Origin of the sequence: Rhizobium sp. CG4, assembly GCF_023701965.1 — a bacterium.
Lineage (GTDB): Bacteria > Pseudomonadota > Alphaproteobacteria > Rhizobiales > Rhizobiaceae > Agrobacterium.
The window spans coordinates 130,952-152,221 of the sequence record NZ_JABAEG010000002.1; the positions used below are offsets into that span (position 1 = coordinate 130,952).

The 21,270-nt window shown below is 55.1% G+C and carries 22 protein-coding genes; 15 read left to right on the top strand and 7 right to left on the bottom strand.

Annotated features, from left to right (window positions below; genetic code table 11):
• Positions 1–133 precede the first annotated feature (133 nt).
• Positions 134–1,072, bottom strand: coding sequence for a bile acid:sodium symporter family protein (locus HGO37_RS05765; protein WP_250982546.1), 939 nt, complete (start codon positions 1,070–1,072; stop codon positions 134–136).
• Positions 1,073–1,274: 202 nt separating this feature from the next.
• On the opposite strand from HGO37_RS05765, the gene HGO37_RS05770 reads away from it, so the two are divergent.
• Both HGO37_RS05770 and HGO37_RS05775 read left to right on the top strand, forming a co-directional pair.
• On the top strand, positions 1,275–1,520 hold the full coding sequence (locus tag HGO37_RS05770) for a DUF982 domain-containing protein (RefSeq protein ID WP_192491301.1): 246 nt from the start codon (positions 1,275–1,277) through the stop codon (positions 1,518–1,520).
• Between the two features lie 73 nt (positions 1,521–1,593).
• Entirely contained in the window at positions 1,594–2,280 is a 687-nt protein-coding gene (locus tag HGO37_RS05775; protein ID WP_250982547.1) for an HD domain-containing protein, read from the top strand.
• A 58-nt stretch (positions 2,281–2,338) separates the two neighbouring features.
• On the opposite strand, the gene HGO37_RS05785 is transcribed toward HGO37_RS05775, so the two are convergent.
• From HGO37_RS05785 to HGO37_RS05795, 3 genes are all read right to left on the bottom strand, one after another.
• The gene (locus HGO37_RS05785; RefSeq protein WP_352230551.1) at positions 2,339–3,484 is read right to left on the bottom strand and encodes a DUF6616 family protein; all 1,146 of its coding nucleotides are present in this window, start codon (positions 3,482–3,484) and stop codon (positions 2,339–2,341) included.
• Positions 3,481–4,011: a MarR family winged helix-turn-helix transcriptional regulator gene (locus HGO37_RS05790; protein ID WP_250982548.1), complete on the bottom strand. Its 531-nt coding sequence runs from the start codon at positions 4,009–4,011 to the stop codon at positions 3,481–3,483. Before HGO37_RS05790 ends, HGO37_RS05785 begins: the two co-directional genes overlap by 4 nt.
• Before the next feature lie 92 nt (positions 4,012–4,103).
• Positions 4,104–5,009 (bottom strand): LysR substrate-binding domain-containing protein, encoded by a 906-nt coding sequence (locus HGO37_RS05795; RefSeq protein WP_250982549.1) that lies wholly within the window; start codon positions 5,007–5,009, stop codon positions 4,104–4,106.
• Between the two features lie 119 nt (positions 5,010–5,128).
• On the opposite strand from HGO37_RS05795, the gene HGO37_RS05800 reads away from it, so the two are divergent.
• The 5 genes from HGO37_RS05800 (at position 5,129) to HGO37_RS05820 (ending at position 11,009) form a co-directional block, all read left to right on the top strand.
• Entirely contained in the window at positions 5,129–5,833 is a 705-nt protein-coding gene (locus tag HGO37_RS05800) for an SDR family oxidoreductase (protein WP_250982550.1), read from the top strand.
• A 411-nt stretch (positions 5,834–6,244) separates the two neighbouring features.
• Complete coding sequence (locus HGO37_RS05805; RefSeq protein WP_250982551.1) at positions 6,245–8,155, top strand: autotransporter domain-containing protein; 1,911 nt, start codon at positions 6,245–6,247, stop codon at positions 8,153–8,155.
• A gap of 180 nt (positions 8,156–8,335) precedes the next feature.
• Positions 8,336–9,391: a hypothetical protein gene (locus HGO37_RS05810; RefSeq protein WP_250982552.1), complete on the top strand. Its 1,056-nt coding sequence runs from the start codon at positions 8,336–8,338 to the stop codon at positions 9,389–9,391.
• Positions 9,392–9,408: 17 nt separating this feature from the next.
• Complete coding sequence (locus HGO37_RS05815; RefSeq protein WP_250982553.1) at positions 9,409–10,506, top strand: hypothetical protein; 1,098 nt, start codon at positions 9,409–9,411, stop codon at positions 10,504–10,506.
• Between the two features lie 83 nt (positions 10,507–10,589).
• Positions 10,590–11,009, top strand: a complete 420-nt coding sequence (locus tag HGO37_RS05820) for a CopD family protein (RefSeq protein ID WP_250982554.1) — start codon at positions 10,590–10,592, stop codon at positions 11,007–11,009.
• Positions 11,010–11,035: 26 nt separating this feature from the next.
• Here HGO37_RS05820 and HGO37_RS05825 read toward each other — a convergent pair whose 3' ends face one another.
• The gene (locus tag HGO37_RS05825; RefSeq protein ID WP_250982555.1) at positions 11,036–11,365 is read right to left on the bottom strand and encodes a hypothetical protein; all 330 of its coding nucleotides are present in this window, start codon (positions 11,363–11,365) and stop codon (positions 11,036–11,038) included.
• Positions 11,366–11,515: 150 nt separating this feature from the next.
• Here HGO37_RS05825 and HGO37_RS05830 point away from each other — a divergent pair, with 150 nt between their 5' ends.
• The gene (locus HGO37_RS05830; RefSeq protein WP_250982556.1) at positions 11,516–11,872 is read left to right on the top strand and encodes a hypothetical protein; all 357 of its coding nucleotides are present in this window, start codon (positions 11,516–11,518) and stop codon (positions 11,870–11,872) included.
• A 20-nt stretch (positions 11,873–11,892) separates the two neighbouring features.
• On the opposite strand, the gene HGO37_RS05835 is transcribed toward HGO37_RS05830, so the two are convergent.
• Complete coding sequence (locus tag HGO37_RS05835; protein ID WP_192491289.1) at positions 11,893–12,297, bottom strand: hypothetical protein; 405 nt, start codon at positions 12,295–12,297, stop codon at positions 11,893–11,895.
• A 233-nt stretch (positions 12,298–12,530) separates the two neighbouring features.
• The gene (locus tag HGO37_RS05840; protein WP_250982557.1) at positions 12,531–12,914 is read right to left on the bottom strand and encodes a hypothetical protein; all 384 of its coding nucleotides are present in this window, start codon (positions 12,912–12,914) and stop codon (positions 12,531–12,533) included.
• Between the two features lie 413 nt (positions 12,915–13,327).
• On the opposite strand from HGO37_RS05840, the gene HGO37_RS05845 reads away from it, so the two are divergent.
• The 7 genes from HGO37_RS05845 (at position 13,328) to HGO37_RS05875 (ending at position 21,248) form a co-directional block, all read left to right on the top strand.
• Entirely contained in the window at positions 13,328–14,659 is a 1,332-nt protein-coding gene (locus HGO37_RS05845) for a hypothetical protein (protein ID WP_250982558.1), read from the top strand.
• A gap of 523 nt (positions 14,660–15,182) precedes the next feature.
• Positions 15,183–15,395, top strand: coding sequence for a hypothetical protein (locus HGO37_RS05850; protein ID WP_192491286.1), 213 nt, complete (start codon positions 15,183–15,185; stop codon positions 15,393–15,395).
• Positions 15,396–15,573: 178 nt separating this feature from the next.
• Positions 15,574–16,200: a phage connector family protein gene (locus HGO37_RS05855; RefSeq protein ID WP_250982559.1), complete on the top strand. Its 627-nt coding sequence runs from the start codon at positions 15,574–15,576 to the stop codon at positions 16,198–16,200.
• Positions 16,193–18,292 (top strand): phage tail protein, encoded by a 2,100-nt coding sequence (locus HGO37_RS05860; RefSeq protein WP_250982560.1) that lies wholly within the window; start codon positions 16,193–16,195, stop codon positions 18,290–18,292. The genes HGO37_RS05855 and HGO37_RS05860 overlap by 8 nt, the downstream gene beginning before the upstream one ends.
• Positions 18,282–18,749, top strand: coding sequence for a hypothetical protein (locus HGO37_RS05865; RefSeq protein ID WP_250982561.1), 468 nt, complete (start codon positions 18,282–18,284; stop codon positions 18,747–18,749). The genes HGO37_RS05860 and HGO37_RS05865 overlap by 11 nt, the downstream gene beginning before the upstream one ends.
• Before the next feature lie 16 nt (positions 18,750–18,765).
• Positions 18,766–19,254, top strand: a complete 489-nt coding sequence (locus HGO37_RS05870) for a virion core protein, T7 gp14 family (RefSeq protein ID WP_250982562.1) — start codon at positions 18,766–18,768, stop codon at positions 19,252–19,254.
• Positions 19,255–19,262: 8 nt separating this feature from the next.
• Positions 19,263–21,248 (top strand): C40 family peptidase, encoded by a 1,986-nt coding sequence (locus HGO37_RS05875; protein ID WP_250982563.1) that lies wholly within the window; start codon positions 19,263–19,265, stop codon positions 21,246–21,248.
• Positions 21,249–21,270: the final 22 nt, after the last annotated feature.

Genomic DNA, 21,270 nt, shown 5'->3' on the forward strand with positions numbered 1-21,270 from the left:
CCGTGATCACGATCAAATAACAGTCTCGTGATCGACTGACTGTGCCTGGCGGCAAAGAAAAAGGCGCGCCGCATTCGGCGCGCCTGATCACTCACATGCGTTGGCGCGGATGCTTGTCACCCGCGTCGCAACGCTATTTGCTTTCGTTTTCCGTGCGGCCGGAGAACCAGTTCGCCAGAAGCGCGCCAGATATATTGTGCCAGACGCTGAAGATGGCGCTTGGAACGGCAGCAAGCGGCGAGAAATAGGCGGTTGCGAGAGCCGCGCCCAGTCCGGAATTTTGCATTCCAACCTCGATGGCAATGGCCTTGCGCTTTGCCAATGAGAGACCCGTTGCCTTAGCTGCGAAGAAGCCCAGCAAATAACCCAAGCCGTTATGGAGAATGACGACTACGAAGATCAGCAGACCGGACTGGACGATGGAAGCCTTGGATGCGCCGACCACGGCCGAGACAATGAGCACGATACCAATAACACTGACCAGGGGCAGTGCCGGAACCGCCGCCTTCACCACGCCAGGCAGGATTTTTTGCAGGATTGCACCCAGAGCAAGCGGCACCATGACCACCTTGATGATGCTCATGAACATGGCCCAACCATCCACCGGCAGATACTGGCTGGCAAATAGCCAGACCAGGAACGGCGTGACGATGGGCGCGGCAAGCGTGGTGACGGAGGTGCAGGCAACCGACAGCGCCACATCGCCCTTGGACAGATAGGTCATGACGTTGGATGAAGTACCGCCCGGGCAGCAGCCAACCAGAATGACACCCGCGGCAACCTCAGGCGGCATTGGGATGATCATCGTCAACAGCACGGCAAGCAGCGGCATGATCAAAAACTGGCCGAGTACGCCGATTGTCACGTCGAATGGACGTTTGACTACTTCGCGGAAATCATCAATCGACAGTGTCAAACCCATGCCGAACATGATGATGGACAAAAGGGTGACAATCCATGGTCCAATCTGCTTGAAGGTGTCTGGAAAGAAAAATCCAAGAACCGCAAATAAAACCACCCATGCCGCGAATGTTTTTCCGACAAATGTCGATACCAACGCTAAAGTTTTCACGTTTCTACTCCCGTCATACAATTACCCGTCGTGTAGTCGTGAACCTTCTCCTGTCAAGGTCATATAACCCCGTACATGATCGCTTGCTCACATGATGGCGGCATTTTCCAGTAAAAGAATATAATCCAGTCAAAATGCTGCCCATCGTCACGACTGCCATTCAATGCTATGGGGCATTTCAAATCAGACTGGAGGCCACCCGATGAGCAAAAACTGGAACAAGAGCGTGACTTTGGCACTGGAAGAACCAGGCAAATTCACCACCATCAGCAACCTTCAGGAAGCATCCTGGGCGCTGATTGAAGACTGGCCGCTGGAGGAAGGCGAAGCGCTGGACAAGGCGCTGCTGGTTATTGAAGCAGCGCTGAAAGGCAAAAAGACGGTTGAAGAAGCAAGGCTTGCCTTTATTGCTGCGGCCATTGAAGCAGAGATTGAAATCAAGGAATAGGCTCCAGTTTTTGGTCGCCAAATCTGGCCAATGGCCCTGCCCCTACTTGCTGCGCAAACATTCAAGGTGATGCATGACTTTCGATCCCAAACTGAAACCGCTGTCGCTTGACGATGCCGACATGGAGGCATTGTTTGGCGATGCCCGGCTGGCCAAGCAGCTACGCTTCATTCTTGAAGTTGAAAAGCTGAAAACCGTGCTGCGCAGAACGCCGCTGCTGGATATTTCCCGGCGCGAAAACGACGCCGAGCATACCTGGCAGCTGGCGATGATGGCGGTCATTCTTGCCGAATATGCCGATGAGACAATCGACCTGACGCGCGTGTTGAAAATGATCCTGATCCACGACGTTGTCGAGATCGATGCCGGTGACACGTTCATTTATGACTCTGTGGCGATGCAGGATCAGGAAGAGCGCGAAAAGCTGGCGGCCGACCGGCTGTTTGGCCTGCTGCCGGACGACCAGTGCACCGAGTTTCGCGCCTATTGGGACGAGTTTGAAGCCCGCACAACGGCAGACGCCCGTTTTGCCCGCGCCATAGACCGGTTGCAGCCGCTGCTGCACAATTTCTTCACCAGCGGTGGCACATGGCATTCGCCCGGCGTACACCGGGATCTGGTGCTGGAGCGCAAGACGCCAATTGGCAAAGCCTCGAGCCGCCTATGGGATGCGGCGCAGACGCTGATCCATGAGGGTGTCAAACGCGAGTTTCTGCCGGAAACGCTGGCGGACAACCCGCTTTTTCCGGCCGCAGAATAATACGGCGCTGACAGCCAAGAACAAGAAAAGCAGCCGAAGTGGCTGCTTTTTTTTGGCCTTACGCTGCGATCAACTGGGCCAGATGGCTGGGAAAATCGCCTTGCGCACTGCTGGCATTGATGGTGTCGAAATAGTCGTGCCAGCCTGAGGCGGCGATGCCCGAGATCAATGCCTCGATGGCCTGCGCATCAGGCGCGCGCCACAGCGCAAGGAACGTGTGCTGCGTGCCATGCAGCGTGGTGGCATCTGTCTGGCCAAGCGTGATGGCCTCAACGCCCAATTCCGACAGTGCCTGCAGACCGGCACCCACAGCTTCAAAGAACTGCAAGCGGGCTGCCTGATCCAGCGCCAGCCATTGCGGTTTTGGCGAATAAAGTTCGGCGAGATAGTGGGTCATGACCGATATCCTTTGTGTGTGGTCTTGATGTCGTGCCTTGCTGGTGATGGACCGCAGGGCACGTTTGCAGATCTTGATGGTAGCGGGTGACGGTCCCTCTGCCTGCCAGCGGGCGCAGAGTGCCTGCACCCATTCCGGCCGGTCTTTGCTGGCATCGTTCAGCCAGTTGCCGACGGAATCCTGCACGTATGGAGCGGGATCAGCGCGCAAGGGTTCGAGGATTGGCATTGCCAATTCCGGTGAGGCCCGCAGCGCGGCAATATGCGCGCACCAGACACCACGCGGCCGGGTCAATTCGCTGGCAAAACGCCGCAAACGATCCGACGGCTCGGCCGTCCAACCGGTCAGCAGCGTGATGGCGTTTTCGAGATCGGCCACGACATGCGGGCGAAGCGCCATCCATGCCCATTCACGGACACCGAAATGGGGGTCGTCTGCCAGGGGGCGGATCATGTCCAGCCGCTGTGGCAAGCCGTGGCCTTCAACCGCCCCGACCATAAAACAGGCCCAGCCACGCAGCGTATCGGATGGGTGATGGGAAAGCTCGTCGGCCTTTTGAGAGCCGTAACGAGCAAGGATCAGGCGCGCCGCGAGCGGCATACGTTTTGAAATGCCGTCTTTGGCGGCGTGTCGCATCTGGTCAAGCGCGCCCTGCCCCATGTCAGGCAAAGCAGCTTCAAGGAGTGCTGCAAAATCAACCGCCAGACATTCAGTCAGTGTTGTTGCTTCCGCCATGCCGGAATTCAGCGCAGCAAGCCGCGACGGGCCGATATCGGCGACCCGCTTTGCCGTTTTACCTGACGTCATGGCGTTATACCGGTTTCCTTGACGTCACTATCCGCAGCCGGATTGTCCAGCGTGCGCCAGACCCGTTGCAGCAGACCGCCCAGCAGCGCCCGCTCCTGCGCGTCCAGCGCGGCGAACAGTGAGGCGATCCAGCGGCTGTGCTCATCAAACAGCTGATCGGCCAGTGTCTGGCCTTTGACGCTGAGCCGCACCGAGATCTTGCGACGGTCCTTGGCATCGTGGTGGCGGGCGAGATATCCATCACGCTCCAGCCCGTCCAGGAGGCCGGTAATGGTGGCGCGGGTGACGCCAGCGCGCTCTGCCAGTTCGTGTGGCGCCAACCCTTCTGGCAAATCCCGCAGCAGGAACAGCAAGACGAACTTGCCTTCCGACAGGTTGTGCTCGGCAAGGCGTACCGCGCAAGAGCGGTCAATGGCCGAGGCCAGCGACAACACCTCAAAACACAATCGCATATTGCCAAGGCCTGGTTGGCCACGGCGCTCTGCCTCTTCCAGTAGACTCACGTGTTTTTGTTCAAGCATATCCATATGGCGGCATATAGTATGGCGCCTAACCATGAGTCAACACTGGGAAAAATATGTAGTTTGTCGAACGGGTAAGTGTTGATTGCTGGAGGTGCCTATTCTGCCAACTGGGCGGCTAAGATCATCCAGTTTTTCACCGCATCCAGGGCGTCCGATTTGCGGTGTCTTGGCCAGACGAGATAGAAATCCGATGGGCCTTGCAGCACCCACTGGCCAATCTGCACCAGACGTTTTTCCACGAGATCGGTTGTGATGAAATTGCGCGTGGCAAGCACGATGCCCTGCCCGGCCACCGCCGCGTCAATGGCATGCGATGTCTGGTTGAAGCTGATGCGGCGGAAAGCCTGCATGTCATGTGGAGCGGCGGCGGCACCAAAATGCTGTTCGATAAATTCCGGCCAGAAATTATGGGCGTCCTGCAACAGCGCAAAAGCGGAGAGATCAGCGATGGTGGCGGGTGCGCCGCGCTCCCGCAGGACAAGCGGGCTACAGGCCGCAATGATTTCCTGGCGGAAGAGCAGTTGAGACGCCAGCCCCGGCCCGAAGGGCGGCACGCCGTGGCGGACGGCCAGATCAACACCATCAATCTGGAAATTCAATATACGGTCCGTCGCGACGATGTGGATATCCAGTTCCGGGTGGCGAGCCGTCAGTTCCGGCAGGCGTGGAATGAGCCATTTGGAAGCAAACGTCGGCGTCGTGCTGATGGCCAGCCGCACCGGTTGCGGGCGCAGGTCCGCCGTTGCGCGGGTGATGATTTCAAAGGCCCGCCTGATATCGGCAATGTAGGCGCGCCCTTCCCCCGTCAGCGCCAGCGTGCGCGGCAACCGCTCGAACAATTGTAGACCAAGCTCGGCCTCCAACCCGCGCACCTGCTGGGCAACCGCGCCCTGCGTCACGCCCAGTTCTTCCGCAGCGAGGCGAAAGTTCAAATGGCGTGCGGCGGCCTCAAAGGCTTTGAGGCCATTTAACGAGGGAAGTTTTCCGGATGGATTGTTCATACGATAGATTTTCTACAGTCAAAATTCAAAAGAACTGATTGGCTCGCCCAAGCTTTACAATGATAAAACTCATTTCAACTGATATCAATGAACACGCATGTTCTGGAAGGAAAACGACCATGGCAGTAGAAAAAACGGCAATTATCACCGCTGGCGGCAGTGGCATGGGAGCAGAAGCGGCAAGACGGCTTGCTGCCGATGGCTACAAGGTTGCCATTCTTTCCTCCTCCGGTAAGGGCGAGGCACTGGCCGCTGAACTGGGCGGCATTGGCGTGACCGGTTCCAACCAGTCCAATGACGACCTGAAACGACTGGTCGATGCGACCATGGAAAAATGGGGCCGTGTCGATGCGCTGGTCAACAGTGCCGGCCACGGGCCGCGTGCGGCAATCACCGAAATTACCGATGAACAATGGCACACCGGACTTGATGTGTACCTGATGAATGTGATCCGCCCGGTGCGACTGGTCACCCCGATCATGCAGGCACAGAAGTCTGGCGCAATCGTCAATATTTCGACCGCATGGGCATTTGAACCGGCGGCGATGTTCCCGACCTCTGCGGTGTTCCGTGCCGGTCTTGCCTCCTACACCAAGATCTATGCAGACACTTACGCGGCTGACAACATCCGCATCAACAACGTGCTGCCGGGCTGGATCGACAGCCTGCCTGCCACAGAACAGCGCCGCGATGCCGTGCCTATGAAACGTTACGGCACAAGTGCGGAAATTGCCGCGACGATCTCCTTCCTCGTTTCCGAAGGCGCCGGTTACATTACCGGCCAGAACCTGAAGGTGGATGGTGGTTTGACGCGTTCGGTCTGACGAAATGATGAGGCGGTTGCATGCTCAACCGCCTATTTCGCCTTTCAGGTTCCTGCTTGAGTTGTGCTGACGGCGTGCCGCCAACAGAATTTACAGACAAACCAAGCAACGCGGACTATAAAGTGGCCGGCGCCAAAGCAGACCGCGGCACAACGCAAATGCTGTAAAATAAATCGCCCACAAGCCTGAGTTAAGCTTCACAACCCAAAGAGTGAAAATTACAATCAAAACGCATGATTCGAGTATGTCCTGCGCGTTACGATTGTCGTTTATTTCGCAAAATAACTCCTAGGGACATTTCATGAGCCGCACCGCGCCCGCCGCCGCCCGCCATAAAAGCCGCCACTCCGCGGCACAGCACAGATTTCTCCTGACTTTGGCCGCACCACGGCTCTGTCTCTTGGCGCGACCATGGCGCCTGCGTGGGCAGCTGCTCCCGGCACAGTACCAGAGCCAGATGGTTATGAGGAGCTTGGTGCACTTGTTGGGAACCACGCAAGTCCTAATGGCATCAGCGCGGATGGCAAGACTGTCGTCGGCAGCTCGGTAGGTAACGCGTTCCGCTGGACGGCAGCAGATGGAATAACCGGCCTCGCACCCTTAGGCTCAGCAGCTTATGCCGCAAGTGCAGACGGTTCGGTCATTGTCGGGCAGTCTGGCAATATTGCATTTCGCTGGACGGCAGACGGTGGCATTCAAACTTTGACTGGCATTAACGCACATACGTCGTTTGCATTTGGTGTCAGCGGTGATGGCTCGGCCGTTGTCGGTTACCAAGACATTGGCGGTTACTCAGGTGCATTTCTCTGGACCACTGACGGTGGTGGCACAGTAACGCCGCTCGGCACACTTAGAACCGACAATTCAGGCAACTCCAAAGCCCTCGGCATCAGCGACAATGGACTTTTCATCGTTGGTGAGGCTGAAAACAATGACAATGTGAACCATGCCTTCCGATGGACAACGGAGGGTGGCATGCAGGATTTGGGCGGTCTGCAAACCGGGTATTCGTCCTCTGCCAAGGCGATCAGTAGCGATGGATCTGTTGTCGTTGGCTTGGCAAATACAAGTGATAATTACCGTGCTTTTCGCTGGACGCAAGGCGGCACAATGGAAAGCCTCGGCACGCTTGAAGGCGGACATTTCTCGAAAGCCAATGCACTTAGCAAGGACGGTTCCATTATTGTCGGCGAATCCGCCACCGATGATCAGAACAGAGGTTTTGTCTGGACCGAACAAACCCAGATGATTACCGTTGAAGAGTGGTTGCGCGATAGCGGTGTCAGCGTGTCCCACGACTTCACGCAGAATGCGACAGGCATCAGCGCCGATGGAACAGTGATTGTCGGCACGACAGAATATTCGTCGGCGTATATTGCCCGTTCCGGATCCGGCATCATCGATGTCGAGCAGTTTGCACGCAGCCTTTCTGGTTCCCCTTCTGCCCGCACCAGCCTTGACCAGGCGAGCACCGCGCTGAACGGCCTGCATGGTGACCCAATGCGCAACCGTCTGGACGCTGGCAGGCAGTATCTGCAGATCAGCACCGATGGCGGTTATGACAAGAGTGACGTATCCAATGGCGGCCTTGTGATTACCGACCTGACCTATGCCTATGGTTTTGAAGGTGGCATTACCGCGCGCATTGCGGCCGGTGGCCTTTACACCGACCAGAACCTTGAGGCCGGTGGCGACTTCAACCAGAAGGGTCTGTTCATTTCTCCTGAGGTGACATTGCCGGTTACTGGCGCGATTTATGCCACCGTCAGCGGTTACTACGGTTCTTCCAGCCTGCATATCGATCGCGGTTATCTCAATGGCGGCGCGCTGGATTATTCGCAGGGCAAGACCGATGTGGATAGCTGGGCGGCCCGTGTGCGGTTTGACTGGCTGGACGCTTTCAAGCTGCAAGACACCAGCATGACGCCCTATACCAGCCTGACCTATGCCCACAGCCGCATGGATGCCTACACCGAAACCGGTGGTGGCTTCCCTGCCCGTTTCGACGAAAGCACAGACCATGCGACTGTATGGCGTTTGGGTGTCGACGGTGTAACACCGTTGAATGACCAGTTCCGCGTGCTGACACGTGGTGAAGTGGCCTACCGCTTTGAAGACAAGACGGCAGGCACCACAGGCGAAATCATCGGCCTGTCCGGCTTCAGCTTTGATGGGCAGGATACTGACCGGGTGTGGCTGCGCGGCGGCGTGGGTGCGGAATTTGACGTGGCAGGCGGCACAGCCACCTTCATGCTGAATGCCTCCACACAGGGCAACGACCCAAGCCTTTGGGTGAAAACTGCCTGGAAAGTATCGTTCTGAGCCAAGGCCAGAACGACGGCGTGAACCAGACAATGAGGCTCGCAGCAATGCGGGCCTTTTACCATTCTGGCATGGGATTTTGCCAAAGGCATGTGCGAGCTGTGGTGCGTAAACCCTTGCAATGTTTCCGAATTTGTAAGGAGCAGCCTTCATATTGCCCGAGAGCAGCTTGGGGGCGGAATGTTTAAAGCCGGGAATGTAAAGGTTGGTTATCTCATCACGGCAGCATGGGCTGTCCTGAGTTTGCTTTTGGCTCACCTCATCGCCATCGAAAACTGGGGCCCAGACAGTTCCATTGCGAAGTTCTGGATATGGTTGGGCCTAATGTCCGGTCCTTTGATGCCGGTTCTCTGGATAAGTACCGACCTGAAAACCCCTGCCGGTCGGCAGTTTGTAATGTGGATTGTCGGTTTGGGTGGGCTTGGAGCCATTGTCGCCCTGCGCTACGAATTTATCTATACGGCCATTGGCCTTTTCGGCTGGATGATGATGGCATTCATGTGCGCGCTGCAATGGCCGAAAGGGAATGACTACATAATCCAGTTGGAATTGGAGAAGCTCGTTAAAGCACTGGAAAATACAGAGCATCTCGAGAAAATCGTCACCGAGTACGAAAAATATCTGCATTTGCTCAGTGCTCAGGCAGCTGTCGGTTTTCCAAGTGTCATGCGTTTACGCGCGCATTTTCTGGAGGCATTGCCAGAGGTTATCCCCTCTCTCAAGGACGATGGTGGTCTCAACAGCCCACACCAGACGACGAGAGAGATGGCCCGTATGCGCCAATTCATGCTGGAAAAGTTGACGTACCAACTGGCCTATCTCTGCGCCATCTCGTTTTTTGACCGGGTATGTGGTCCTGACTTTCGCGGCAAGAAACAATATCAGGCGCTCGTCAAAATGTTGCTGCAGATCAAAAGCACCGAACAAGAGGTCAAAGGTGTCATCAAACGGCGTGGCAAGAAACTGACCGTGATGACGATTGATGATCTCAGGGAAGTGGAGCATGTGCTGGGACAAGTGCGCAACGACGACGCCAAGGAACATGGAAGACAGGTTCTTGATAGTGACCTGACCGTGACATGGGCTGCACGTACAATACTCGTTCACAGACAATTCCTGCCGGAAAAACTCGACAGTGACACGCAGACCAAGATGTTCGAGATGATGCGGACCGGTATGCGCGAGGTAGGTCAAACCTTCTTGCGCATGAGTTCGGAATATGCGGTGCGGCGATGAGAGACTTTGGGGGCGGAATGTTTAATGTCGGGAATGTAAACGTTAGTTATCTCATCATGGCAGCATGGGCTGTCCTGAGTTTGCAATTAGCTTACTTGATCGCTGGCGAAATCTGGGGACCAGAGAGCTATTCAGCGCTTCCGCTGGTGTGGCCGTTGTTGAATTCCGGCCCAATCCTGCCGATTTTGTGGGCCAGGAAAAACAAGACATCTCCAGTCGACCGCAGGTTTGTACTATGGACTGTGGCTGCGGGCGGGCTTGGAGCCATTGTCACCTTACGCTACGAATTCACATATATGTCGCTTGGCCTGTTCTGCTGGATGATGCTGGCATTGACGAACGCGCTGCTGCTGCGGGATTCTTACCACAAATACCTTCCCGAACTTCCAAAGCTTAGTGCCTCGGATCAGGTCAAGCTTGCCGTGTTGGATCAGGTCGAGCCTGGCGCGTCGGATCAGATCGAGCCTGGCGAGACGATTTTCATCGCACACGAGACGTATTTGCATTTGCTGAATGCGCAGGCGGCAGTCGGTTTTCCAAGTGTCACGCGTTTACGCGCGCATTTTCTGGAGGCATTGCCAGAGGTTATCCCCTCTCTGAAAGACGATGGTGGTCTCGACAGCCAACACCAGACGACGAGAGAAATGGCGCGTATGCGACAGTTCATTCTGGAGAAGCTGACATGCCAACTGGCCTATCTCTGCGCTGTGTCATTTTTTGACCAAGCATGTGGTCCTGACTTTCGTTATACAAAACAATATCAGGCACTCGTCGACATGTTGCTGGAAGTCAAAAGTACCGAACAAAAGGTCAAGGGTTTCATCAAACGGCATGGCCAGAAACTGACCGTGATGACGATCGATGATCTCAGGCAAGTAGAGAATGTGCTGGGACAAGTGCGCAACTACGAAGCCAAGAAACATGGAAGACAGGTTCTTGATAGCGACGTGACCATTACATGGGCTGCACTCACAATACTCATTCACAAAAAATTCCTGCCGGAAAAATCCGACAGTGAAACACAAGTCAAATTTCTTGAGATGATGCACACCGGCGTGCGCGACGTGGCGCAAACTTTCGACCGCATGAGTTCGGAATATGCCACGCGGCGATGAGACACTTTGGCGCTTTTATGAATGAGCGTATGTTAGCGCGCCGACAGGCGATGCTTACAGGTGCGGTTTGAAGGTGGTGGGCAATGGACTATTTGTGGCTGCGGGTTCTGCATATCATTGCCGTCATTCTGTGGACGGGCGGCATGCTGGTTGTTGCGGTAACGCTGCGTTCCGCCGGCACTGACAGTGCGCAACGCAATCCGGCGTTTTTCGCCGCCATTCACCGTTGGGACCGGCGTGTGACCACACCGGCCATGTTTGCCGTTTGGGCACTGGGGCTGACACTGGCATTCATGGGTGGCTGGTATTCCAGCGGCTGGTTCATTACCAAATTTATCCTGGTGTTTGTCCTGTCAGGAATACACGGCACGCTGTCCGGCAATTTGCGTCGTCTTGTGGCCGACCCTGGGCGCACCCTGCCCGGCACTTTGCGACATGCGGCACCGGCCATAATCGTGCTTGAGGCCGTGATCGTGCTGCTGGTTGGCCTTAAGCCGTTTTAGGCAATCTGCCCCGGCAAAGGAGTTGTTTATTCGGGATATGTCCAGAGTTCATCATCGGCCTTGATGGCGACCACGGTTGCTTTTGCTCTGGCGAGACTATCTGGCTGTTCTGTCAGCGCCATATGATCGGTTTCGATCTGCAGCAGGAAGGCTACGACCTCCTGGTCTGGCGCGCCACGTCTAATCATTCCCGCAGCAGCAATCAGATAGCTGTCATATTCATCTGCAAACGGTTTTGCATCCTCGTCATCCCAGTGTTTTCCCTCGACCAGCAGGCCGATCGGATCCCAATGGGTCCAGCCGATGTCCCTTAGACGGGACAGTTTGATGCGGGGCTGGATCGAAAGTGGAGGCATTGCATTATCCTAATTGCAGCTGGACTTGTTATCCCGGCCAGAACATGCAAACAACCGGGCATGAGCGTTGGCGGTGTTGAAACCGCAGAGGTTGATCAATTCAAGCAACCATGCAACCCTATATAGCTGCACAGAAAACAGGAATCTGGAATGTCGCGCGAAGGCTGGGTTGATACCGACGATACGGAAGATACGGATGACGACTGGGATCAGGAGTTTGCCGACGAGCTGCTTGGGTCATTGGTTGTTATTGGCATTACCTACCGGGAACCGGACGGCAAAGTGACCAGAGAACAGCAAATTCACGGCTACATTAGAACCGTTGATCGCCACATGGGCATAACACTCAAGCCCGAAAGTGATGACGAAGAAGATGAATTCAACCTGCCGCCGTTGCTTGAAGTTTTTGAAAGAGCAGAACCGGGCATCTATACCGACGATGCCGGAAACAGGGTCAGCGACCCGGACTTTGTCGCCTATTTCAGCGTGACCTCACCCACCAGCTAATACCCAACCAACGCGATGTGTTACGCAAACCAGTGGTCATCCGCAAAAGGTTCGGCCACGATCTGGTGCCTGTCTTCAAACACCACATAACCCGGGCGGCGGGCCTTGAGGACCTCGATTGCGTGGCCGTGTTCATCCAGCAAGGCTTTCAGTTCAAATGCCTTTTTCACATGCAGCTGCGCGCTCGGCTTGAACCAGCTGAGGCCCGGCGTGTCCATGCGGCGGTAATGCCCTTTTGAGGTGGTGCGGCTGAACTTTTTGGGTGCCGCGAGATTTCCGCCAAACCACACGAGAAGTTCGGTGACGTGGTTATATGTGGTTTCATCCAGATTGGTGTTTCTGGACAATTCATATGCGGCAACAAAAAAGCCTTCACGGCTTCTCGCTCCCGGCATTGATGTCTGGCGCACAAATCTCAAATACACGTAAACAACCTTTTTCGACAATAATAAATCGCCCTTAAGTTGCATACATTAGCTTTTTATCGGGACCTGTAAAGGGGGAGATCACGCGGAATTTTCCTGCTCGGAAACGCGGTGTCGCAGGCATCAAGACTAACGAATATAAGGGAAACCAGCCCAAATGAATGAAACAGCCGGCGGTAAACGGGCATGAATTTGCGTTGCAATCCATCGCCCGTCATTGCCAATGGCAGATCTTAAGTCCTGTGCGTCGCAGGTCTTGTGCCTTTAGACTTCGGCGCAGCAGGTACGTTGCAGCCTTTAGCTTTCATGCTGGATTCAAGCGCATTAACCTTGCCCTTGGCGACAGCAACCTTGCCTTCCTTATCTCCACCGGCCACGCTGGACATTGGGACGCCAATAAGGAACACGCCAAACGCATCACCCGTGGCCGCGTCATTTTGCTGTTTTGATACAGTTGCCAGAACTTCAAGTTCTTGCAGGTATTCGCGCGAAAGTCCCTGGCAATCCAGATTGCCATAAGCGGCCATTGGAATGTCCACCGGCACAATCGCATCAGGTCTTTTAGCACAGGAAGAAACGGCCAGCCCGCAAGCCAGCACCATCACAAACTTTTTCATTTAGCCCCCAACTCTCTCGAAACGTGCTGCGTCTGATCATTTCTGCGCAACCCGCCATTTCTCTTTGTTCGCACACTGCCGTAGCCCTAAGACCACTCAGCATTTTGCGCGACATGCTTGCCCTATCGCATGTCGTCACATGGCATAACGACCGATCTACACTACAGGATCGCGCGATAGTCAATCTGCATTGCAACCTGAAATATGGCTGACCACGTTGTTATTTCGGCTAATACGGTGCTGCCACACCATTCTGCATTTCCCTGGCAAGGTCTGCATTGAAGCGGCCGGCACACAAGAGCTGTTTTTCCGCACACCATATGCGCATCACCAGACAACAGCCCATTGTTTTCAAGGTCTTGCACTTTTTTAGGCAAGGCATTACCACAACCTTGAATTGGGGGACTGGCGGCATGGAAGAACTGGCTTATCAAATAATGACGCTGGGAGAGACCGGCACCTATATGCTGGTCTGGGTAATATTCGCGGCCTCGGCTGGGCTTGCGGTCGCGGCGACCAAACTCGAATGGAAGCTGCACAGAGCCCCCTATTTTCTGTCGCTTGGTTTTACGTTTGTTTTGATGGCCGGCAGCGTTTCGATCCTGACTGATTTGCCGACTGCGATACGGGACGGCTATTCCGGGCAAATAATTGGCAGCTATTTCGTGTGTACCGCGCTGGCTGGCGGGTTGCTTGGCATATTTTCAGCGGCACGCGCGAATGATGCCTATGACACGAGGGGTCTGTGGTTTCTTTCTATTATTCCTATTGCGAACCTCTTTCTTCTGTTCGCCAAATCCATGACCCCGAAAAAGACTGGCTCAGGCGGGTTTATTGCGAATGCAGCCATCGTTTTCATCGGGCTTGTGTTATTTTCCACCGGCAGAACCATGGAAAAGCACCTCTCGGAGGTTGCTAGCCAGACCGCCGAGACTGGCACGACAGCCAATAATACTGGCATGACAGTCAAAAAGACTGCCCAGAAGCAACCCGCAGTCCAAAACATTGACAGTACAAATGATACTAGCAGCGACGCCGCCAAGGACGCAGCGAGTGACACGGTTGATAAGCCTGTCAGCAACACTGTTAGCAACAGTGGCAGCAACGGGCAGGCAGGCAGATTCGACTTCGAACCGATGCTGAAACAGATTGTGCTGCAAACCCCAGTGCCACAGCAACTCAGTGATCTCATGACGTTAATACGCATGGAGGCCGAGGCCGATCGGCTGATATCTGTTTATGAGATATCGAGCACCGACTTCACGCTGAGTGAAAGCGTCATGGATTTTCAGATGTTCAACACCTGTAGTCCGACAAGCCCAACATTGCTTTTTGAACTGGGCCTGACGAGGACGAACGTGCTTGTAGACACCGAGGGCAAGGCCCTGGGAGAGGTATCTGCCAATCCCGCATTGTGCGAGGAATGGAGCACATCCTTCGACAAGAGAATGGAGGAAAAAGCTGCGGACGAAACACGGCAACTGTCCGGGAACCAGCAAACGACGGGCGATGGCGTAACCTTAACCCACGCCACTTACCGCGATAAGACATATATCAAACATTTCACCGTACCCGCCAATCTGTCTGAGAAAACGAGACGGGACGTGGAGAAAAACTGGTGCCAGACACCTTACGTCAAGGCCATGCTGTCGATCGGCTTGACGTTGCGGCTGGTTTCAACGTTAGAAGACAGCAAGCCCGCTGGCGACGTCGTGATCAGCAAGGCGACTTGCGATCAAGTTTAGCGTATCAAACTGATGTTTTGCTGTATGCAACCCTGACATCACGAGGCACGCTTGGTTCGATTTATCAAGATAATGTTTCTGCTGCTCTGTCACGCGGTGTTTGCTGTCATTGCGCTATTTGGCCGTAAATTTTGGCGTCTGAACGACCATATCACGCTGTGTAGCGATGACTATGATCCACGCTACACAGCGACCCTGTCGAACGCGAAAAGGTTTGCACGGCGCTGGCTGAAGATATCTAAGACCTGCACCTTGGAGGCGGTGTTCAGGCCAGCGTCGGCCGGTGCCAGCGTGGCTACGTTTTGAGGTTACCGCCAACAAGGCCATCTACGCGGCACGAAACCAGCAAGTGTAGCGACTAACACCATGCCCGCATGAAGTTTAGACGCTAACCCTATTCTTTAGTATGTGCCAATTTGGCACATATTATTCGTGCAATTTGGCCGATAAACCGCTATGAGTCTGGTTAATACTGGCGGGAGGAGGATTTCGCCAGATATTGACATTGGGGCGAGGAGAGATATTGACGGCACAGCATCACAATGCTGCCGGAGATATCAGAAAAGATAAGCAAATGCGGTTACAGGTCTACATTATTGCAACCCTGTCCTGCCTCCTGTTCTGGGGCGGTGTTTATCACGTATCACGTGATGTCTACCGCGCAGCGCACACGGCTGGCGTTATCCCCAACCTGCACATCAAGTACAAGATCGGGCAGATTGGCAATTACGTCTGACAGCAAGGCTTGCGGCTGTCCCCATCAGGCCCGTTTTCAGCGGGTCACGATTTCATTTGGCACGTTTGCGTTTTTGCCTGACTGGAGCCCTGCCCCGGTTTTGAACTTTCTATTTCCCTCAATGTCAGCGTGACAACCATTGCGCTTGTAAGCATGGGCCAACAAAAGAGGTTGGTCCATGGCTTCGGTCGTTTCTATTTGCAATCTTGCCCTTTCCAATGTGGGCAAAGACAACATCAATGACTTAACGGAAAAGAGCGCGGAAGCCCGCGCTTGCAACCAGTTTTATACGCAGACACGCGATATGCTGTTGCAATCCTACCCCTGGAAGGCGGCACGAAAAACGCTTTCTTTGGGCGAGATAACCAATGACAAGCCGGGCGTGTGGCAACATGCCTATATGCGGCCTTCCGACTGCCTGCAGGTGCGCTGGATAAGGCCGGTTTACGCGGCAGATGACGGTGCGCCGGATATGGCCTTTGTCGGCGCGCACCATGAGCGCGAAGCGCAGTATCCTTACGAGATTGAGGGTGACACGCTGTATTGCAATTTGTCGCCCTGCCTTTTGCGCTACACCTCCCGCCTGGCGGACCCGACACGGTTTTCGCCGCTGTTCATCGAGGCGCTTTCCTGGCACCTGGCGGTGCGACTGGCGATGCCGTTGACGCGCGACCCCAAGATCCGCGCTGATGCGCTGACTATTGCCAGAACCATGCAGGCGGCGGCCGAACAGGCTGATGTCAACCAGGTGCGCCAGACATCCGACACGTCTACCGATTTCCTGACGGTGCGCAACCATGGCTGATTTACGCGCCTATCAACCCTCGTTCACCGGCGGTGAGCTTTCCCCTGCCCTTGGCGCCCGCAACGATCTGGCCAAATATACCAGCGGCCTTCGCACGGCACTGAATGTATTTGTGCACCCGCATGGCGGCGTGTCCAACCGGGCCGGATTTGAGTTCGTGCACGAAATACGCGACAGCGCAAAATCGGCGCGGCTGATCAAATTCCAGTTCAATACCGAACAGACCTATGTCCTGGAATTTGGCCACACCTACATCCGGATTTTCCGCGACGGTGGCCTCATTCTCTCCGGTGCGATCCCTTATGAAGTGGCGACGACCTACACATCCGCCGAGGTGAAAAATCTGGTATTCGTTCAGGAAGCCGATGTTCTCTACCTGTGCCATGTCGACCACCCAGTGCGAAAACTTGGCCGCCTTGCGGACGATAACTGGACGCTGACACCGGTTGAGTTCAAGCCGCTGATCAATGCGCCAGCAGGCGCAATTACCGTGACGGCACCGGGCAATACGGCGGGCAAGACCGGCTATGTGGCGACCACCTATCGTTACGTAGTGTCCGCCGTGGCAGACAGCGGTGAGGAAAGCCTGCCTTCCGCCTCCGGTTCTGTTGTCAACGACCTGTCACTGCAAGGTGGCATAAACCGCGTGGCCTGGACCGCTGTACCCAAAGCAGTGCGTTACATCGTGTACCGCAATGACAATGGTGTGTATGGCTATATTGGTGGCACGACCGGTGTTTCCTTTGATGATGAAAACATCACGCCCGACCTTTCCGACACGCCCCAGTCCGGTCGAAACCCGTTTAACGAGGCTGGCAGCTATCCACGTTGTGTGACCTTTATCGAACAGCGGCTGGCCTTTGCCTCCACCAAAAATGATCCGCAGGCGGTGTGGCTCAGCCAATCGGCCAATTATGAGAATTTCGGCGTGTCGTCTCCGGCCAAGGCCAGCGATGCAGTGACCTTCCGTATTCGTGCACGGCAGGTCAACGAAATACGCTCGATGATTTCAGTGCGCGGTCTGCTGCTGTTGACCTCCGGTTCCGAATGGATCGTTACGGGCGGTTCTGCGGCCGATGCGATTTCGCCCTCCGCCCTGAAGCTCGATAACCAGGGATACCGTGGTGCGGCCCGTGTGCAGCCAATCGTCGTGGGCAACACTGTGTTGTTTGCGCAGCGCTTGGGCGGGGTCATCAGAGATTTTTCCTACGACTATACGCAGGACAGCTATGTGGGCAAGGATTTGACCATTCTGGCCCGCCACCTGTTCAAGGACCGGGAAATTGCCGCATGGGATTATGCCCAGGCACCGGATTCCATTGTGTGGGTGGTGCTGGATGACGGTGCGCTGGTTTCCCTGACCTATATGAAGGAACAGGATGTTTGGGCCTGGACACGGCATGAAAGCGGCGCTCACGGCGATGCCCATTTTGAAGATGTGACTGTCATTGAGGAAAACGGCGAAGACGTTCCCTATTTCATTGTACGCCGGACCATCAACGGCCAGACAAAACGTTACATAGAACGACTGCATTCCCGTTCTTTCAGCGGTGTGGAAGACGCATTTTTTGTCGATTGCGGCCTGACCTACAGCGGCGCACCAACGCAGACGATAAGCGGACTGTCCCATCTGGAAGGACAGCAGGTGGTGGCGCTTGCCGACGGCAATGTGGTGCGCAATCTGACCGTGACAGGTGGAACGGTGAGATTGCAGAACGCCGCCGCCAAGGTTCATATTGGCCTGCCGATGACGGCAGCGATTGAAACGCTGGATCTGGACCTTGGCCAGGTACAGGGCCTTGGCACCGTGCAGGGCCGCGCCAAGACGGTGAGTGAAGTGACAATGCGTGTGGAAAATACACGCGGCATTTTCACCGGGCCGGAAGATGGTGACCGCAACAGCGACAAGCTGGTGGAATATAAACAACGCCGTGACGAGGCCTGGAACGAGGCCATTCAGCTTTACACCGGCGATGTGCGCATTACCCCCTATTGGGACTGGAACAACAGCGGCAGCCTGTGGGTGAAGCAGTTTGACCCGTTGCCCATGACCATTCTTGCCTTGATGCCGGACGTGACCCTTGGCCGCTAATGTCGAGATAGTCCAGGCTGCACCCTGCCATGTCGCCAGCATTGCCGCACGTATGCGCCAGGCAGACCGTGATGAGGTTTTTGCCGCATCCGGCCACACACCGTTTGCCGCCCTCTCCTTTTCCTACCGGAAATCCTCCTGCTGCTGGACAGCACTTTTCGACGGCAAACCGGAGGTAATGGGCGGCGTAGGCGACATCAACATTCTGGCCGGTGTTGGCGCACCCTGGCTGCTGGGCACCGACGCGGTGGAGCAAAATTTCCGCGCCTTTCTGCGCATTTCCAGCGGTTGGCCAAACCAACTGTTGCAGCGTTATTCCGTACTGAGAAACTTTGTGGATGCCCGCAACACGGTTTCCATTCGCTGGCTGGAATGGCTGGGTTTCCGGCTGCTCGAGCCGGTCGACATTGGCGGGCACCAATTCCGGCTTTTCGAAATGGAGGCAGCCGATGTGTGATCTTGGACTAACGTTAATGATCGGGTCCACCCTGATGGGTGCCGCGGGGCAAATTCAGCAATCAAAGGCAACTGCGGCGGCGAGTAATTACAACGCCCAGATTGCGGAAATGAATGCGAAAATTTCCGACAAACAGGCGAAGGACGCACTGGAGCGCGGCAAGCAGGAAGAGCAGCAGAAACGCATGCAGACCGCGCAGCTTGCAGGCCGCCAGCGTGCCGCAATGGCCGCCAATGGCGTTGACCTGACCTTCGGCTCTCCGCTCGACACGATTATCGACACCGCAAAAATGGGCGAGATCGACGCGCTGAACATTCGCACCAATGCCCATCGCGAGGCCTATGCCTACAACATGCAGGCAACCAACCAGCGCGCCGGCGCAACACTGGACCGCATGCGCGCCAGCGCCGCCAAGAAGGAAGGTTTCCTGTCTGCCGGCGGCACCATTCTGGGCGGCAGCAGTGATGCCTACAAACACGCCGTAAAAGTAGGTCTTATTAAGTGAGGTTTTAAATGCCGACTGTTCCTCTTTACCAGGACACACAACAGCGCGTTGCGCTTCGCCCTGAATATTCTGAAAATTTTACCACCCGCGCCGATGCCGATGCATTTGGTGCGGGCATTGGCCGTGGCATGCAGGCCCTTGGCAAGGGCATGGAAACCGCAGCCACCAACCTCAATGAAGCAGCCGCCCTTCGCCTGAAAAAGCTTGATGACGAGACCAGGGCAAAAGAGGCAATGACCGAATTTTCGAACTGGAACCGGAATGCTTTGCACGGTCCCGGTGGTTTTCTATCGCTCACCGGCAAGGCGGCTATCCAAGCACGGCCGGCTTTTGAAAAGGAAGCCGAGAAGAAACATGGCGACATCAGCAAAGGATTGCCGCCGGGCGCACGCGCCATTTACCAGCAGGCTTCACAGGAGACACGGCGGGACACTGGAGGAACGGTAATCAACCATGCCCTTGACCAGCAGAAAACCGCCGTCATCGACGCGTTCGACGGCAGTATCGAAAGTCATATCAATGATGCGGTTGAAGACAGGCTGGTGCCCCGTAAACTCGAAATGAGACTGGGAAAGGTTGCGGATACAGTCGATACAGCTGGCGCGTTGCTGAACTGGGACAAGGAAACCATTGAGCGGAAAAAAGCGGAGTATCAGTCCGACGCATTCACGAGGATCGTCACACGTATTGCTGAGACAGATCCGATCGCGGCGGAAAAATACATGCAGGATCACTCAGAACGCATTTTGGAAAAAGACAAAACTGCCCTGCAGGAGCGGATGAAACCCGCTGTGTTGAATGCAAAAGCAACGCGCAATTCCGCCGACATTGCCAGCAGCGCGCCGTTGCCGCCAGACAGCCCTGCACTGCTTCGCCCAACCACGACAGTGGATTACCTACGTTACACATCGGGCCGCCATCTTGCACTCGAAGCGCTTGCCAACTTCAGCAAGAATGCGACGGGCAACACGGTGCCAACGCCATGGTCAATCGAGATCGTCAATCATGTTCTTGGTGCGACCTCGGCAGATGGCACGGAGACTACCTCAGCCAAGACATTTTTAAATTTTGGCGTGGCAACCAATAGTCCGCGCCCAGGCGATATTGTCGTTGTATCCGGCGAGCAAGGCTCGCCCGAGGTCGGCTTTTTTCAAGGTCATGATGCGAATGGCAATATTCTGATGATTGCTGGACGACAGGACCAACCTGGCCAAGTGTCGACAAAGGTGAAGGAAGCCCAGAAGCTGCTGAGTTTTCGGTCTGCCCGCAATGTCGACGCTCGGCGGGTGGATCTGCCAAATTACAATATGCCTGGAATTACCTATCTTGGCCAAAGTCTGGACGCGATTGGTGGTGCCGAGGAGCGAGCCGCCACGGGCAAAACAATTGATACAAACTACACCACCGCGCAGAAAAAGATTGATGTTCGACGTGAAGACCTCATGCAATCTGCCATGGCCCAGATTTCCGCAAACGACGGATTTGACCCTTTGAAAATGTCGCCGGAAGATCAATCTTTCATCGGTCCTCTTGGCATAAAATTGCTTCAGGAACACAGCGACACGGTACAGAAAAACGGGCAACCACGAACAGCCAGTCGCAGATTTTACGAATTGCAGCGCCAATTTGCGAATGACCCGTTGGAATTTGCACAGTCTGATCTGTTCAATGATCGTCAAAATCTTTCCAACGAAGACTGGGCAATTGTCACAAGCTGGAAAGAGTTGGCACGCAGCGACCCGCAAAAAGCGCGCGAGCATGGCCGCATTCTGGCGACTACATTCAAGAGACTTGAAGATGGCGGTTTTGTCAAAGTTCCGGCGAACATGACGGAGCAAGACTACAAGCGCGTCATCGACTTTCAGCGGGAGCTTTACGGCTACGTTGCGGAAATGGGAGCAGTAAACAAGGATAGCATCAGCAAAAACAAAAACATCAGGACATTTATGGATGACCTGTTGCGGCGGATGTATTTGGATAACAGCAGGACGTAGCGCGCCTATTGGCTACAAATAC